12 protein-coding genes and 1 pseudogene are annotated in these 13100 nt (G+C 72.6%); 5 read left to right on the top strand and 8 right to left on the bottom strand.

The features are described from left to right. Window positions 1-122 precede the first annotated feature (122 nt). Together panD and KME66_RS02385 are read left to right on the top strand one after the other, a co-directional pair. Entirely contained in the window at window positions 123-548 is a 426-nt protein-coding gene (panD, locus tag KME66_RS02390; protein ID WP_073223771.1) for an aspartate 1-decarboxylase, read from the top strand. Between the two features lie 41 nt (window positions 549-589). Further along, window positions 590-943, top strand: coding sequence for a GNAT family N-acetyltransferase (locus KME66_RS02385; RefSeq protein ID WP_216318380.1), 354 nt, complete (start codon window positions 590-592; stop codon window positions 941-943). An 85-nt stretch (window positions 944-1028) separates the two neighbouring features. Here KME66_RS02385 and KME66_RS02380 read toward each other — a convergent pair whose 3' ends face one another. From KME66_RS02380 to KME66_RS02355, 6 genes are all read right to left on the bottom strand, one after another. Further along, window positions 1029-1799, bottom strand: a complete 771-nt coding sequence (locus tag KME66_RS02380) for a PIG-L family deacetylase (protein ID WP_216318377.1) — start codon at window positions 1797-1799, stop codon at window positions 1029-1031. Window positions 1800-2479: 680 nt separating this feature from the next. After that, the gene (locus tag KME66_RS02375) at window positions 2480-3922 is read right to left on the bottom strand and encodes a diaminopimelate decarboxylase (protein ID WP_216318374.1); all 1443 of its coding nucleotides are present in this window, start codon (window positions 3920-3922) and stop codon (window positions 2480-2482) included. Between the two features lie 73 nt (window positions 3923-3995). Then, the gene (locus tag KME66_RS02370) at window positions 3996-4793 is read right to left on the bottom strand and encodes a family 1 encapsulin nanocompartment shell protein (protein WP_073223766.1); all 798 of its coding nucleotides are present in this window, start codon (window positions 4791-4793) and stop codon (window positions 3996-3998) included. Continuing rightward, a complete protein-coding gene (locus tag KME66_RS02365; protein WP_216318371.1) occupies window positions 4793-5893 on the bottom strand; it encodes a Dyp-type peroxidase in 1101 nt (366 codons plus the stop codon). The genes KME66_RS02370 and KME66_RS02365 overlap by 1 nt, the downstream gene beginning before the upstream one ends. Window positions 5894-6121: 228 nt before the next feature. Next, window positions 6122-7564 (bottom strand): NADP-dependent phosphogluconate dehydrogenase, encoded by a 1443-nt coding sequence (gndA, locus tag KME66_RS02360; protein ID WP_216318368.1) that lies wholly within the window; start codon window positions 7562-7564, stop codon window positions 6122-6124. A gap of 186 nt (window positions 7565-7750) precedes the next feature. After that, the gene (locus KME66_RS02355) at window positions 7751-8287 is read right to left on the bottom strand and encodes a DUF5709 domain-containing protein (RefSeq protein WP_216318365.1); all 537 of its coding nucleotides are present in this window, start codon (window positions 8285-8287) and stop codon (window positions 7751-7753) included. Between the two features lie 301 nt (window positions 8288-8588). Between KME66_RS02355 and KME66_RS33775 the strand changes: the two are divergent. Beyond that, a pseudogene (locus tag KME66_RS33775) lies at window positions 8589-8842 on the top strand (RNA polymerase subunit sigma-24); the annotation flags it as partial. 51 nt (window positions 8843-8893) lie between these two features. Here the strand turns inward: KME66_RS33775 and KME66_RS02350 are convergent. Together KME66_RS02350 and KME66_RS02345 are read right to left on the bottom strand one after the other, a co-directional pair. Beyond that, window positions 8894-9553 (bottom strand): MSMEG_1061 family FMN-dependent PPOX-type flavoprotein, encoded by a 660-nt coding sequence (locus tag KME66_RS02350; RefSeq protein ID WP_216318362.1) that lies wholly within the window; start codon window positions 9551-9553, stop codon window positions 8894-8896. 10 nt (window positions 9554-9563) lie between these two features. Next, window positions 9564-9854: a hypothetical protein gene (locus tag KME66_RS02345; protein ID WP_253208208.1), complete on the bottom strand. Its 291-nt coding sequence runs from the start codon at window positions 9852-9854 to the stop codon at window positions 9564-9566. A gap of 297 nt (window positions 9855-10151) precedes the next feature. Between KME66_RS02345 and KME66_RS02340 the strand changes: the two genes are divergently transcribed. Next, window positions 10152-11294: a S1 family peptidase gene (locus KME66_RS02340; protein WP_178379049.1), complete on the top strand. Its 1143-nt coding sequence runs from the start codon at window positions 10152-10154 to the stop codon at window positions 11292-11294. Window positions 11295-11899: 605 nt separating this feature from the next. Further along, window positions 11900-13021 carry a DUF1996 domain-containing protein gene (locus KME66_RS02335; protein ID WP_216318358.1) on the top strand — a complete coding sequence of 374 codons (1122 nt, stop codon included), beginning with the start codon at window positions 11900-11902 and terminating at the stop codon, window positions 13019-13021. The last annotated feature ends 79 nt before the right edge of the window (window positions 13022-13100 follow it).

Raw genomic sequence — 13100 nt, 5'->3', positions numbered from 1 at the left:
GTCCGTGTGAGTCCTGCAACACCGGACGACAGCTGACCGCACATGCGAAACGATGTAGCCTCCCAAGACCGCCTTTGACCTGCAGGAAGCAGGCAGGGAGCAGACATTTCGGGAGTTTTTTCATGTTCCGGACAATGTTCAAGTCCAAGATCCACCGGGCCACCGTCACCCAGGCTGACCTGCACTACGTCGGGTCCGTGACGATCGACGCCGCTCTGATGGAGGCCGCCGACCTGCTGCCCGGCGAGCTGGTCCATATCGTTGACATCGACAACGGCGCCCGCCTGGAGACGTACGTCATCGAGGGCGAGCGCGGCTCCGGGGTCATCGGGATCAACGGCGCGGCCGCACACCTCGTGCACCCCGGTGACCTGGTCATCCTGATCAGCTACGCGCAGGTCGACGACGCCGAGGCCCGTGCCCTGGTGCCGCGGGTCGTGCACGTGGACGCGGACAACCGGATCGTGGCGCTCGGCACCGACGCCTCGGAGCCGGTTCCCGGGAGCCGTACGGAGCGGAGCCCGCAGGCCGTCGTCGCGGGCGGCTGAGCGCGTCGGCCGCGTCCAGGAACAGGAGAGGGCGGAAGCCGATGGCGGAGAACACAGCTGTGGACATCAGGGACGACCGGGAGCACGGCAACCTCGTGGCGTACGAGGGCGGTGAGGCGGCCGGGACCATCGCGTACTTCGTCATGGACCCGGCGTCCGGTGCGCTCGTGGCCGTCCACACCGTCGTCCGGCCCGAGCACGAGGGCAAGGGCATCGCGGGCGCGCTCGTCAGGGAGTTCTACGCGATCGCCGCCCGTGAGGGCGTTCCCGTCGTTCCGCTGTGCCCGTACGCCGCGAAGTGGGCGAAACGCCACCCCGACGAGGCGCCCGAGGCGTCGGCCGATCTCGTCCAGGAGGCGCAGCGGCAGCTCAGGAACCACCCCGAGATGTTCTGACCCGCTGACCCGCTGACCCGTCCGCCCCCGGCCTGCCGACCCGTCCGCCCCCGGCCCGCGACGGCTCCGCCCCGGGGCCGGGCGGTCACGCGCTGAGTTCCGTGGCCGATCCGCCCCGGCGCGCCAGGTTCTCGCGGATGTACCACTCGGTGCCCAGTACCTCGCGGCGGACGGCCGGAGTCAGAGCGGCGATCCGGCCGGGCGCCGCTCCCCGTTCCACCTCGCTGCGGTGCGCGAGGATCGCGGCCAGCTTCTGCGGAAGCCAGGGGCGTACGTCGACCGTCGTGGTGATCCAGGCGTCCTCCGAGCAGTACAGCGACGCGGCCGGGGTGCCCGGCCGGGCCATCCGGCTGCCCACCGTGACGGCCGCCGAGCGGGGGTGCGTGGCGAGGTACAGGGCGCTCGGCTGCCAGGGGGCGCCCGTGCCCGGCGCGAACCCGGGGAGACCGGAGGCCCGCACCGCCAGCGCGGTGATCCGGTGGGCGTGGACGTGGTCGGGATGTCCCGTCATGCCCCCGTAGGCGTCCGTCGTGATCACGATCTCCGGGCGTACGTCACGGATGTGCCCGACCAGGGCCGCCACGGATTCGTCCAGCGGCGCGTCCAGGAACCGGGGCCTGCCCGGCGCCGACTCCGGTACGCGGGCGTCCGCGTACCCGAGCAGCCGCGGGGTGCCCGCGCCCAGGGCGTCCAGGGCCCGGGCGAGCTCTGCGGCCCGGTGCGTGCCCGGTGCCCAGGTCGCCGTGACCACCGCCGTACGGGCCCCGGCCGCCGCGTGCCGGGCGAGGACGCCCCCGCAGAACAGGGCTTCGTCGTCCGGATGGGCGTGGACGGCGAGAACGCTCGGCACGGGCATGGGGACACCTTTCGCGACGGGGCGACGAGCGGATCCGGGCGGCTTCGGACGTCGTGCCCGGAGTCCTGCCCACTCCGGGCGGCCTCGCACCTCGCCCCCGTGGTCTGCGGTCACCGCGCGCATATGTGTGGACTCGGCAGGCGCGGGCAGCCGCACCGGGAGACGGTGGAGGAAAGCTCCATCTGTCCTTTTCGTGCCGTTGTGGAGGATCGCGATGACCCACCCGTACCCCGACCCCGTTCCGCCCTCGCCGACCCCTCCGCCCGTGCCGGGCCCGCCCACGCCGGTGCCCAGTCCGCCGCCCGTACCGCCGGGGCCCGGGCCGATGCCGCCCGGCCCCGCGCCCGACCCGATCCCGCAGCCGCCGGCCCCCGGCCCGGATCCCGTACCGGACCCCGAACCGGAGCCGCAGCCGGCCGGGACGTGACCGGAGGAGCCCTCGGGGGACGACATGCGTCCCCCGAGGGCTCGTCGGTGATGGGCGGCATCCGGGGGATCGTCGGCGATGGGGGGTGGCGTATCGGTGTCCATCGCCCCCGTTCATGGGCCTGCTCAGCTTCCCCGCGCATCCCCTCCTGAGCTTCCTCTCGACCTCCCGCTTCCTCCGCTCTCCCTTCCCGCCCCCGCCGCTCCTTGAGCCGTCCTGCACGTCCCTCGGGGCCGTCCCGCACACCCCCTCATCAGCCGTCCTGCTCGATCAGGGCGTCCGCATGCGCGAGTCCGCTCTCCGCCGCGATCGCGTCCAGCGACTGCCGCCCCCGTACCGTCGTGAACGTCACCGTCCCCGGGGGCCCCGGATCCTCGGCCTCCCGGTCCGCCGCCACCCGGAATCCGTACACCGCGGGGCGGGGCAGGCTGTTGTACGCCCACGGCGTCGAGAAGTAGTACGCCCCCGTGTCGTACAGCACCACCACATCGTCCTCGGCCAGTTCCGGCAGCTCCCTGCTGTACGCCACCACGTCCCCCGCGAAGCAGCAGGGGCCCGCGATGTCCTGTGCCAGCACCGGGCCGTCCTTGGGGACGCCGTCCGCGTCGAAGGCGCCGATGCGCAGAGGCCAGACGTCGGGCATCAGGACCGTTCGGGTCGCGGTCTGCGCACCGGCGTGGGTGAGCGCGATGCGGCGGCCGCCGGCGTCCTTCGTGTACTCCACCCGGGCCCCGATGAACCCGTTCTTGGCCAGCAGCGACCGGCCGAACTCCGTGACCAGCGCATAGCGTCCGGAGAAGAGGCCGGGGGCGGCGGCCGTGAGCGCCGCCACGTAGTCCGCGTAGGTGGGGCACACGGTCTCGTCGGCGAAGTTGACCGGGAGTCCGCCGCCGATGTCCAGGCTCGTGATCTGCCGGACGCCCAGCGCCGCGTTGATCTCCTCGGCCAGTTCGTGACACCGGGCCACTCCAGCCGCGATCAGCTCCAACGGGCAGCCCTGGGAACCCACATGGGCGTGCAGCCGGGTCAGCCACGGCCGCTGCCGGAAGGCCGCCACGATCGCCTCGCGGGCCCCCGGGTCGCGCAGCGCCACCCCGAACTTCGACGTGTCCGTGGCCGTGCTCATCGGCCCGATGGACCCGCCGCCCACCTGGGGGTTGACCCGCAGTCCGAGCACCGAGGAGGTGCTCGGGTTCCGGAGGGCGTCGATGCGGCGCAGTTCGGCGAGGCTGTCGGCGTTGACCGCCACGCCCAGGGCGAGCGCCAGCCGGATCTCCTCGCGGGTCTTGGCGGGGGAGTCCAGGACGATGCGGGACGCGGGGAACCCGGCCTCCAGGGCCAGGCGCAGCTCACCGGGGCTCGCCACCTCGCACCCCATGCCGCAGCCGGCCAGCAGCCGCAGCACCGGGATGAGGGAGCAGGCCTTGGCCGCGAAGGTGTGCAGGACCCCGGGCGTACCGGCGAAGGCGTCGTGCAGGGCCCCGACGGAGGCGCGTACCCCTTCGGTGTCGATGAATCCGGCGACCGGATCGCCCTCGTCCAGCAGCCCCTGCCCGACCGCCGCCCGGACGACGGCGTCGTAGCGGCCGAACGTCCCGGCGGCGGCTTCGGAAGGGACGTCGGCGAACGTGTCCGGGCGGGCGGCGGGCGCTGCCGAGGCCTCGCCCTCGTGGTGTGCGGAAGTCGTCTGCGTCATGGGGCCGGAGTCTCCGATGGCTGCCCCCGGGGCTTCGGATCGGCCGGACGAGGGCTGTCGGGCGTTCGGGCGGTCAGGCGATCAGGCCGACCACGGCCTCCGGTGTCAGCATCCGGAAGGTGAACGCCTGATGGAAGTAGAGGTGGACGCCGGTGGCGTCGTGGTCGGTGTAGCCGATCGACAGGTCCTGCCCCAGGCAGAGTTCGAAGTCGCCGCCCCGCGTCGACAGGAGCACACCGCCCTTGACCGCGGGCGCCCACAGGATCTCGTCGTCCACCAGTCGGCTCAGGTGTGTCTTGACCGGGTAGCCGTGGTCGGAGGTCTCTGCCGCCTCGGTGAAGGCGTCCGCGCCGAGCAGCAGCCGGTAGGGACCGTCGACACCGGCCAGCCGCAGCCGCGTCACGGCCTGGCTGACCGCCACCGGATAGTCGCGGGCGTCGGCGGGCAGCGGCAGCGGTTCGTGCGAGGAGCCGTCCCGCAGCCCGGTGATGCCGGCCGCCCCGTACCCGTCGATGATCGCCATGTCCTCGGCGAACGCACAAGTGCGCGCCGCGTCCTTGACCGGCTGCCAGTCGCTGTCGGCGGAGCCGCGCTCCACGTCGTCCACGGCCTGGCGGCTTACCGTGAACGGCACCCGCCACTCGATGACCGGCATCGACGTGCGGGCCCGGGCCAGCACGTCCGGGGTGGGCGGATCGATCTCCCGCAGATGGCCGTCTCCCACGGCGGCCAGCGTCGGACCGTCCGGGTCGGATACGTCGACGACGCGGCGGCCCGCCACATGGCGGCGGAAGGTGCGCCGGGCCTCCTCCTCGATCTCGTCCCAGGCGGACGGGGTGACCGGCGCGAGTTCGCGATGCAGATTGTTCATCACTGGGCACTTTCTTGCAGGCTGCCGATGCGCAGCGAACCGTGGTCGGAACCGGCGGGTACCGGCTCCGGCCGGACGGGGCCGGGTGCCGCCTCCGGCCGGACCGGTACGGATGCCGGTTCCGGCCGGTCCCCCGAGCGGGTCAGGGTGGGCAGGGGCGGCGGGTCGTCCAGGAAGTCGGCGCGGGGCGCGAAGAACAGGGAGCCGGTGACCGCGGTGGAGAAGTCGAGGATGCGGTCGTGCGTCCCGGGCGGATCGCCGAGGAACATGTTGCGGAGCATGCGCTCCGTGACGTCGGGATCGGCGGCGTACCCGATGAAGTACGTACCGAACTCACCCTTCCCGAAGCTCCCGAACGGCATGTTCGCCCGCAGGATGTCGCGTTCGGTGCCGTCCGGGTCGGTGATGGTGTTGAGCGCGAGATGGGAGTCGGCGGGCTTGTCCTCGTCCGGGAACTCCACGTCGTCGAGCTTGGTGCGGCCGATGACGCGTTCCTGCTCCTCCACGGTGAGCGCGTTCCAGGACGTCAGGTCGTGCAGGTATTTCTGTACGACGACGTAGCTGCCGCCCTCGAAGTCCGGGTCGTCGTCCGCCCCGACCAGCGCCGCCGCACGCGCGTCGTCGCCGACCGGGTTCTCCGTGCCGTCCACGAAGCCGAGCAGGTCCCGGTGGTCGAGGTAGCGGAAGCCGTGTGTCTCGTCCACGATCCGCAGGGCTCCGCCGAGCTTGTCGAGCAGCTGGGCCGCCCACGCGTGGCAGACGTCCATCCGCTCGGCCCGGATGTGCAGCAGCACGTCGCCCGGGGTCGCGGGCGCGTGGTGCGACCGCCCGCGCAGTTCCGGGAACGGGTGCAGGTGCGCGGGGCGGGGCCCCGAGAACAGCCGGTCCCAGGCGTGGGAGCCGAACCCCGTCACGCAGGCGAGATCAGCGTTCGGGAACCGGAAGCCGAGCGACCGGGCGACGCCCGCGAGATCCGGCAGCACGTCCCGTACCGTGCTCTCGCCGCCCGGCTTGATCGTGCCGACCAGGATCAGTGCCGCGTTGGTCAGGGGCGCCACGACGGGCTGGACGGAAACGGGGTCCGGGACGGCGTCGGGCATGCGCGCACTCCACTACGAACGGCGAACAGGGCTCGCAGCCACTAACCCACGCCGCGCCCCCGCCCGCACGCCGGGAGCGCCCGGCCGGGTCAGCCCACCTCGGCTTGGGGCCGGCCGTGCGGGGTCAGTCGGCCGCTGCCTCGGACCGGCGGTGCGGGGGCAACCCGCGTCGGCATCGGACCGGTCGTACGGAGGCAGGCGGCCCTGCCTCGGACCGGCCGTGCCGGGTCAGCCCGCCTCGACCTCGGACCGGTCACCGCCCCAGAGCGTGTGGAACGTACCCTCCCGGTCCGTACGCCGGTACGTGTGCGCCCCGAAGAAGTCCCGCTGGCCCTGCGTGAGCGCTGCGGGCAGCCGGTCCGCGCGCAGCCCGTCGTAGTACGCGAGCGCGGCGGCGAAGCCCGGCGTCGGCACGCCCTGGCGCACGGCCTCGGCCACCACCGCCCGCCAGTCCTCCTGCGCCGCGCCGATCTCCTGCCCGAACTCCTTGTCGGAGAGCAGGCTGACCAGGTCGGGCCGGTGGTCGTAGGCGGCGCGGATCCGGTCGAGGAATGCCGCCCGGATGATGCAGCCCGCCCGCCAGATCGCCGCCACGGAGCCCAGGTCGATGTCCCAGCCGTAGGCCTCGCTGCCCGCCCTGATCTGATGGAAGCCCTGCGTGTACGAGACGATCTTGGAGGCGTACAGAGCCTGCTCCACCCGGTCCGCGAAAGCCGCCGCTCCCGCTTCGTCGAGCGGCTCGGGCGTGGGCCCCGGCAGGCCGCGCGCCGCCTCCCGCAGATCGGCGTGGCCGGAGAGCGACCGGGCGAAGACCGCCTCGGCGATCCCCGACACCGGGACCCCGAGATCCAGCGCGATCTGTACGGTCCAGCGCCCGGTGCCCTTCTGCTCCGCCCGGTCCTGCACGATGTCGACGAACGGCTTGCCGGTCGCCGCGTCCGTGTGGGCGAGGACCTCCGCCGTGATCTCGATCAGGTACGAATCGAGCCGGCCGGTGTTCCACCTACGGAAGACGTCGGCGATCTGCGCGGGGGAGTACCCGGCGACGGAGCGCAGCAGGTCGTACGCCTCGGCGATCAGCTGCATGTCCGCGTACTCGATGCCGTTGTGGACCATCTTCACGAAGTGACCCGCGCCGTCCGGACCGATGTGGGCGGTGCACGGCGTGCCGTCCTTCGCCTGCGCGGCGATCCTCTCCAGCATCGGGCCCAGCGACGCGTAGGACTTGGCCGAACCGCCCGGCATGATGCTGGGCCCGTTCAACGCACCCTCCTCACCGCCGGAGATCCCCACGCCGACGAAGTGGATGCCGCGCTCGCGCAACTCCTTCTCGCGGCGGCGGGTGTCCTCGAAGTGGGCGTTCCCGCCGTCGATGATGACGTCGCCCTCCTCCAGCAGCGGCGCGAACTCCTGGATCACCGCGTCGGTGGGATCCCCCGCCTTCACCATGATCACCAGGCGCCGGGGGTGCTCCAGCGCGGCGACGAACTCCTCCGGCGTGTGCGCGGCGACGAAGGTGCCCTCGTCGCCGAACTCCTCCACCAGGGCGTCGGTCCGGGCCGTGGTGCGGTTGTGCAGGGCGACGGTGAAGCCGTTGCGGGCGAAGTTGCGGGCGAGGTTGCGGCCCATGACCGCGAGTCCGGTGACGCCGATCTGGGCAGTGCCGCTCATCTGTGTGCTCCTGGGATCCGGGTGCGAGGGTGCGAGCGCCGCCGCGCTACGGGTGTTGCGCTTCGGCCGGGGGAGAGTGCGCCAGTGGGTTACGGCAGGGGAGTACGGGCGCGGGGACAGCCGCGTTCACGGGCGGACGCGCGACGAGGGACCGCTCAGGCGCGGCGGTCGCGCGCCGAGGGACCCTCAGGGCGCGGCGGTCGCGCCACCTGCGGCGGGACCGGCCCCGGGAGCGCCCGGGGCCGGCGAGGGCTCCAGAAGCGCGTCGTCGTCCCCCGGCTCGGGGATCACGTGCATCGCGGCCTCCTCGGCGGACGCCGCCGCCCCGTCGATGCCCACGTCGCTCGCGGTCAGGGTGGCCGGGACGGTGCCGTCCGCCTGCTGGGTCAGCCGCCCGGCGCGGGCGACGCCCACCTCGTTGTCCCAGGGCTCGCCGTCGCCGTCCACCAGATCGCCGACTCCGTCGCCGAGCGAACCGTCCGGCTCGGGCACCTCCCTCGTCAGCCGCCTTTCGAGGGACTCGCCGGTGTGCCGTTCGCCGGCCGTGGTGCCCAGCCCCTCGACCACCCACGGGCGGTCCGGGGGCGCGTAGCCCTCGTCCAGCGGATCGCCGGTGCCGGACGGGTCCATGAGCGTGTCCTCCGCGCCGAGCTGCTCGGCGGGGTCGGAAGCCTCCGGTTCCTGGGGCTGGTATACCTCGTCCCCCCAGTCGCTGTCGCTCATGGCGCGTCCTTTCCTCCGGAAGTCTCCGGGAGTACCGAATCCGACTGTCCCCTGTACGCAATTCCACTCCGGTCCCGCTCCGGCCGCAAAGGGAAGATCGGATGCGGGTGCCCCGCGCCGGTGGCCTGAAACGGTCCGTCCGCAGGTCGCGCCCCGTTCCCGGTGCGCGGAGACTCGGGGTGTGCCGGACTGCTCGACCGCTCGAACAGTCCGGCACGGGCCGCCCCTCCAGGGGATACGGGCAGCAGTCGCCCGGGTGCGTGCACCACCAGCAGGGGCCAGCTCCGCCGGACGCGGGACGACCGCCGACGGTGGCGGTACGGTGGGGGCCGCCCTGCGGCCGGTCGAGGGCGGCGCGCGCATCGCCCCGTAGATGGTCGCCGTGGCCGACAGGGCCCTGGGCTCGAACTCCTGGAGCGGTCGGTCAACGGCGCGCCGGGCCTGGTGGCCCGGCGTGACGGCGCCGTCATGACCGTGGCCTCGTTCGACGTCACCGACGGCCGCGTCACCCTGATCTGGGCGGTCCGCAACCCGGAGAAGCTGCGGCCGTGGGCCCACCCTCGCACCGGGCACCCCTTAGGGCCTGCCCGGTGCGAGGGTGGGCTCCTACTCGTACCGGTACTTCAGCGATTCCGCCTCGCGCCGCTCGATGTCGGCGATCGTCAGCTCCGGCATCCGCAGCTGCGCCAGGGTCACCTCGGCCGAGGTCGGCTGGGCGTCCGCCGGCAGCCACTGCTCCGGCTTCCAGGCCCCGCTGCGCAGCAGCGACTTCGGGCAGTGCGGGTAGACCTCCTCGATCCCGATCACCAGTGCGCTGGCCGGTGGCTTGCCCACTGCGGTGAGCTGCGACAGCAGCTCCGGGCGGGTGGAGACGCAGGCCCGGCCGTTCACCCGGAGCGTCGTGGTGCGCCCCGGGATGAAGAACAGCAGACCGGCCCGTCCGGTGGCGATGACGTTCTGCAGCGTGTCCAGCCGCTTGTTGCCGGTCGCGTCCGGTATCGCCACCGTCCGTGCGTCCAGGACCGAGACGAACCCGGCCGGGCCGCCACGCGGCGAGACGTCGCAGTTGCCCTCGGCGTCCGCGCTGGCGACCAGGACCAGGGACGAGCACCCGATCAACCGCTGTGTCTGCTCGGTGAGTTCGGTCATCTGCTTGCGGATGGCCGCGGCCCCGGGCAGTTCGTAGGCGCGGCGCAGCGCCTCGGGGTCGGTCACGGCGTCGAGGCGGAGCGAGTCGAAAGCACTGCCTGCAAGGGGTGTCGTCATGCCTGTGACCCTAATAGGGGTGTCGATCCGGGCCGGTGGGGTACGCCCGGCCGGTCAGTACGGCGGCAGCCGCAGCCCCCGTGCCCTCGCGGACGTCATGGACGAGCCGGATCTTCCCCACCGGACTGCCGCGCTCGTCCGTGGTCACCAGGGCCGCGTCGTCGGCGTTGACGCACCGCCCGCGCACCCCCGGCTCCCGGCAGAACAGGACGCAACCGGTCCGCCGGTCCACCCGGCCCGGCTCCAGCCGCCGGATCCACTGGTAGTCGCTCACCACTACCCGGGGGTAGGTGGTGCGCAACTGCTCCTCCACCTGCGTTCTGCCATCGGTCCTGCCACCAGGGTCAGCCCGTGGTCCTGTGACGGTAGGGCCGGTTCTCGTCGGCCGGATGAGTACGCCTGCTCAACCCCCTGGCGCACGGCGCCCCCGAACCTCCGCCGCGAAGCTGCTGTGATTGGCATGGACCTGACTTCGGAACTTCGCTACAGTCCGGGAACGGCACATCTGAGAGCGCTCTCACAAGCACGATCGGATCGCGCTCCCGGACGCCTCCCGTTCCACCCCCACGTCGTTGGAACAACAGGAAGGGTCACTCCCTTGAGACACGCAACTCTGCTGCGGACCGGTCTGTCCGCGCTGCTGGTCGTCGGGGCCTGGACCGCCGCCGGTCCGGTGTCCGCCTCCGCCGCGCCCGCCCCCGCCGAACCTCCCGCCTCCGCCGCCCTGCTCTCCGCGATGCAGCGCGACCTCGGGCTCACCGAGCAGCAGGCCGTGACCAGGCTCGCCGACGAGAAGGCCGCCACCGCCCTGGAGAAGAAGGCGCAGCGCGCCGCCGGCTCCGCCTTCGGGGGATCCTGGCTCGACGCGGAGACCGGCAGGCTGACCGTCGCGGTCACCACCGCCGAGAAGGCGGAGGCCGTACGGGCGACCGGTGCCGAAACCCGGCTCGTGGAGCACTCGGCCAAGAGTCTCGACGCCGCCAAGGCGCGGATCGACGCCCTGAAGGCCCCTTCAGGGGTGAGCAGTTGGCACGTCGACCCGGCCACCAGCCGCGTCGTCGTCAACGTTGTCGCCGCCGACCAGGCTGACAACGATGTCCGCACCTTCGTCGCCAAGGCCCGCAAGGCCGGTCCCGTCACGGTGAGGACGACGGCCGAGACCCCCCGGACCTTCGCCGCCGGAACGGTCGGCGGCGACCCGTACTACACGGGCAACGTCCGCTGTTCCATCGGGTTCTCCGTGCACGGAGGCTTCGTCACCGCCGGTCACTGCGGCGGCGTGGGCCAGCAGGTACGCGGCTGGGACAACTCCTACATCGGCAACTTCCAGGGTTCGTCCTTCCCCGGCAACGACTACGCCTGGGTGAACGTCGGCAGCGGCTGGTGGACCGTCCCGGTGGTGCTCGGCTGGGGGACCGTTCCGGACCAGCTCGTCCGTGGCTCGAACGAGGCCCCGATCGGCGCCTCGATCTGCCGCTCCGGTTCGACCACGCGCTGGCACTGCGGCCGCGTCCTGGCCAAGAACGAGACCGTCAACTACAGCCAGGGCGCCGTGTACCAGATGACCAAGACGAGCGTCTGCGCCGAGGGCGGCGACTCCGGCGGCTCGTTCATCAGCGGTGACCAGGCCCAGGGCGTCACCTCCGGCGGCTGGGGCAACTGCTCCAGCGGCGGGGAGACCTGGTACCAGCCGATCAACGAGATCCTCAACCGCTACGGGCTGAGGCTGCACACCGCGTGATCCCGGGGAGCCGTCCCGCCGGCCTGTGCGGCGGAGCGGCTTCCGGCCGTACGTCGTACGGCCAGTCAGCGGCCCCGCCGGTGTGCGGGGCCGCTTTCTCGCGTTTCTCGCGCGGGCGGACCCCGACTGTGCGGCGACCCGGATGCGCGGCGACCCGGGCGCGTGGCCCTCTCGGCTGTGCGGCAAACCCGGATGCGCGGCGTCCCGGCTGTGCCGCGACCCGGACGTGTGGCCCTCTCGGCTGTGCGGCGGTCCGGGTGCGCGGCGGACCCGGCTGTGCCGTGACCCGGCCGCGCGGCGTCCCGGCTGTTCGGCGGACCCGGCCGTGCCGTGATCCGCGCGACCCCGGCGTACGGGCCCCGGCCGCCCGTCCCCGCACCGCTCAACAGCCCTCGGGCAGCGCATCGTTCACAAGCTATTGACACCCTCTCAGCCTCGGCGCAACACTGGCACCGCTTTGGAGAGCGCTCTCCCGCAGGGATCCCGGGGGCCGCCGGCCTCGTGACGCGCAGGGTGGAGTCTCTTCCCGGCCGTACTGTCCAGCTCCCCCTTTCCCCCCACCGTGCACCCGATGTGCGGGGATGAAGAGCGGCATGGAGGTCCCCATGGTGACAAGACTCAACCGATCGACCCTGGTGTCCGCGCTGGTCGTGGCCACTGCCCTGGCGCTGGTCGCGCTCGGGCTGTCCGCGATCGCGAACGCCGGGCCGGCCGCCGCCGATGCGGCCCCGGACGCGGCCCGGAAGCCCGCCGCGGTCTCGCACGTCCTGCAGGGCCACGCGATGGCTCCCGCCGAGCCCGTGCCCTTCGGGGACGACCCCGACGGCGACGGCTACATCCCCGCGGACCCGCCGGTCACGGGCGTGGAGCCGTCCGACGAGATCCCGCCGCACCGCTATTTCCACGAGTTCCAGGCCAACTGCTCGGTGAGCCACACCGCGCCGGACGATCCGATCGTCTATCCGGGCCGGGCCGGCGTCTCGCACAACCACACGTTCCTGGGCAACGACACGACGAACGCGGACAGCACCACCGCCTCCCTGAGTGCGGGCGGCACCCGGTGCCTGGCGCCCGGTGACCGGTCCGCGTACTGGATGCCGACCCTCTACAACGGGGACGAGGAGGTCCGCCCGACCGGCCCCCAGACCATCTACTACAAGGCCGGCGTCACCGACTACCGCACCGTGCGGCCCTTCCCCAAGGGGCTGCGGTTCGTCGTGGGCAGCCCCACGCAGACCGTCGAGGAGTTCCGGGACCACCCCGGTGCGGTCGAGGGATACGAATGCGGTGAGAGCTACCACAACTACGACTTCCCGGCCGCCTGCCCGACCAGCCGGGACACTCAGCTCAACCTGCGGATGCAGGCGCCCAGTTGCTGGGACGGCAGGTACCTGGACACCCCCGACCACAGGGCGCACATGGCCTACCCGGTCGTGACGGGGGCCAACCAGGACGTCTGTCCGCCGAGTCACCCGGTCGCTCTGCCGATGATCGAGTTCAAGATGGCCTGGCCGGTCAACGGTGACATGTCGCAGCTGAGGCTGGCCAGCGGCACCGGCCACTCCTTCCATTACGACTTCTTCAACGCCTGGGACGACGCCACGCTCGACGCCCTGGTCGGCCACTGCATCGTCGGTGCGCTCCAGTGCAACGCCCGCGGCTACGACGAGAGCCACCCGGGCGAGGGCGCGGTCCTGGACGAGAACTACGAACTGCCCCGGCCCTGATCCCTGGCCCCCCGTCGCGCCTCCCTCATGGGTGCAGTCCGCCCATGAGGGAGAGCGCTCTCCCATCCATGGCCGTTCC

It is taken from the genome of Streptomyces sp. YPW6, assembly GCF_018866325.1.
Taxonomy (GTDB): Bacteria; Actinomycetota; Actinomycetes; order Streptomycetales; family Streptomycetaceae; genus Streptomyces.
This window is presented reverse-complemented; position numbering and strand designations above follow the sequence as displayed.

What these genes read in the sequence shown, in the direction of transcription:
- KME66_RS02365 (WP_216318371.1), bottom strand. Translation starts at nt 5,893, where the DNA reads ATGCCCGACGCCGTCCCGGACCCCGTTTCCGTCCAGCCCGTCGTGGCG.
- panD (WP_073223771.1), top strand. Translation starts at nt 123, where the DNA reads ATGTTCCGGACAATGTTCAAGTCCAAGATCCACCGGGCCACCGTCACC.
- KME66_RS02335 (WP_216318358.1), top strand. Translation starts at nt 11,900, where the DNA reads ATGGTGACAAGACTCAACCGATCGACCCTGGTGTCCGCGCTGGTCGTG.
- KME66_RS02370 (WP_073223766.1), bottom strand. Translation starts at nt 4,793, where the DNA reads ATGAACAATCTGCATCGCGAACTCGCGCCGGTCACCCCGTCCGCCTGG.
- KME66_RS02385 (WP_216318380.1), top strand. Translation starts at nt 590, where the DNA reads ATGGCGGAGAACACAGCTGTGGACATCAGGGACGACCGGGAGCACGGC.
- KME66_RS02350 (WP_216318362.1), bottom strand. Translation starts at nt 9,553, where the DNA reads ATGACGACACCCCTTGCAGGCAGTGCTTTCGACTCGCTCCGCCTCGAC.
- KME66_RS02380 (WP_216318377.1), bottom strand. Translation starts at nt 1,799, where the DNA reads ATGCCCGTGCCGAGCGTTCTCGCCGTCCACGCCCATCCGGACGACGAA.
- KME66_RS02355 (WP_216318365.1), bottom strand. Translation starts at nt 8,287, where the DNA reads ATGAGCGACAGCGACTGGGGGGACGAGGTATACCAGCCCCAGGAACCG.
- KME66_RS02375 (WP_216318374.1), bottom strand. Translation starts at nt 3,922, where the DNA reads ATGACGCAGACGACTTCCGCACACCACGAGGGCGAGGCCTCGGCAGCG.
- gndA (WP_216318368.1), bottom strand. Translation starts at nt 7,564, where the DNA reads ATGAGCGGCACTGCCCAGATCGGCGTCACCGGACTCGCGGTCATGGGC.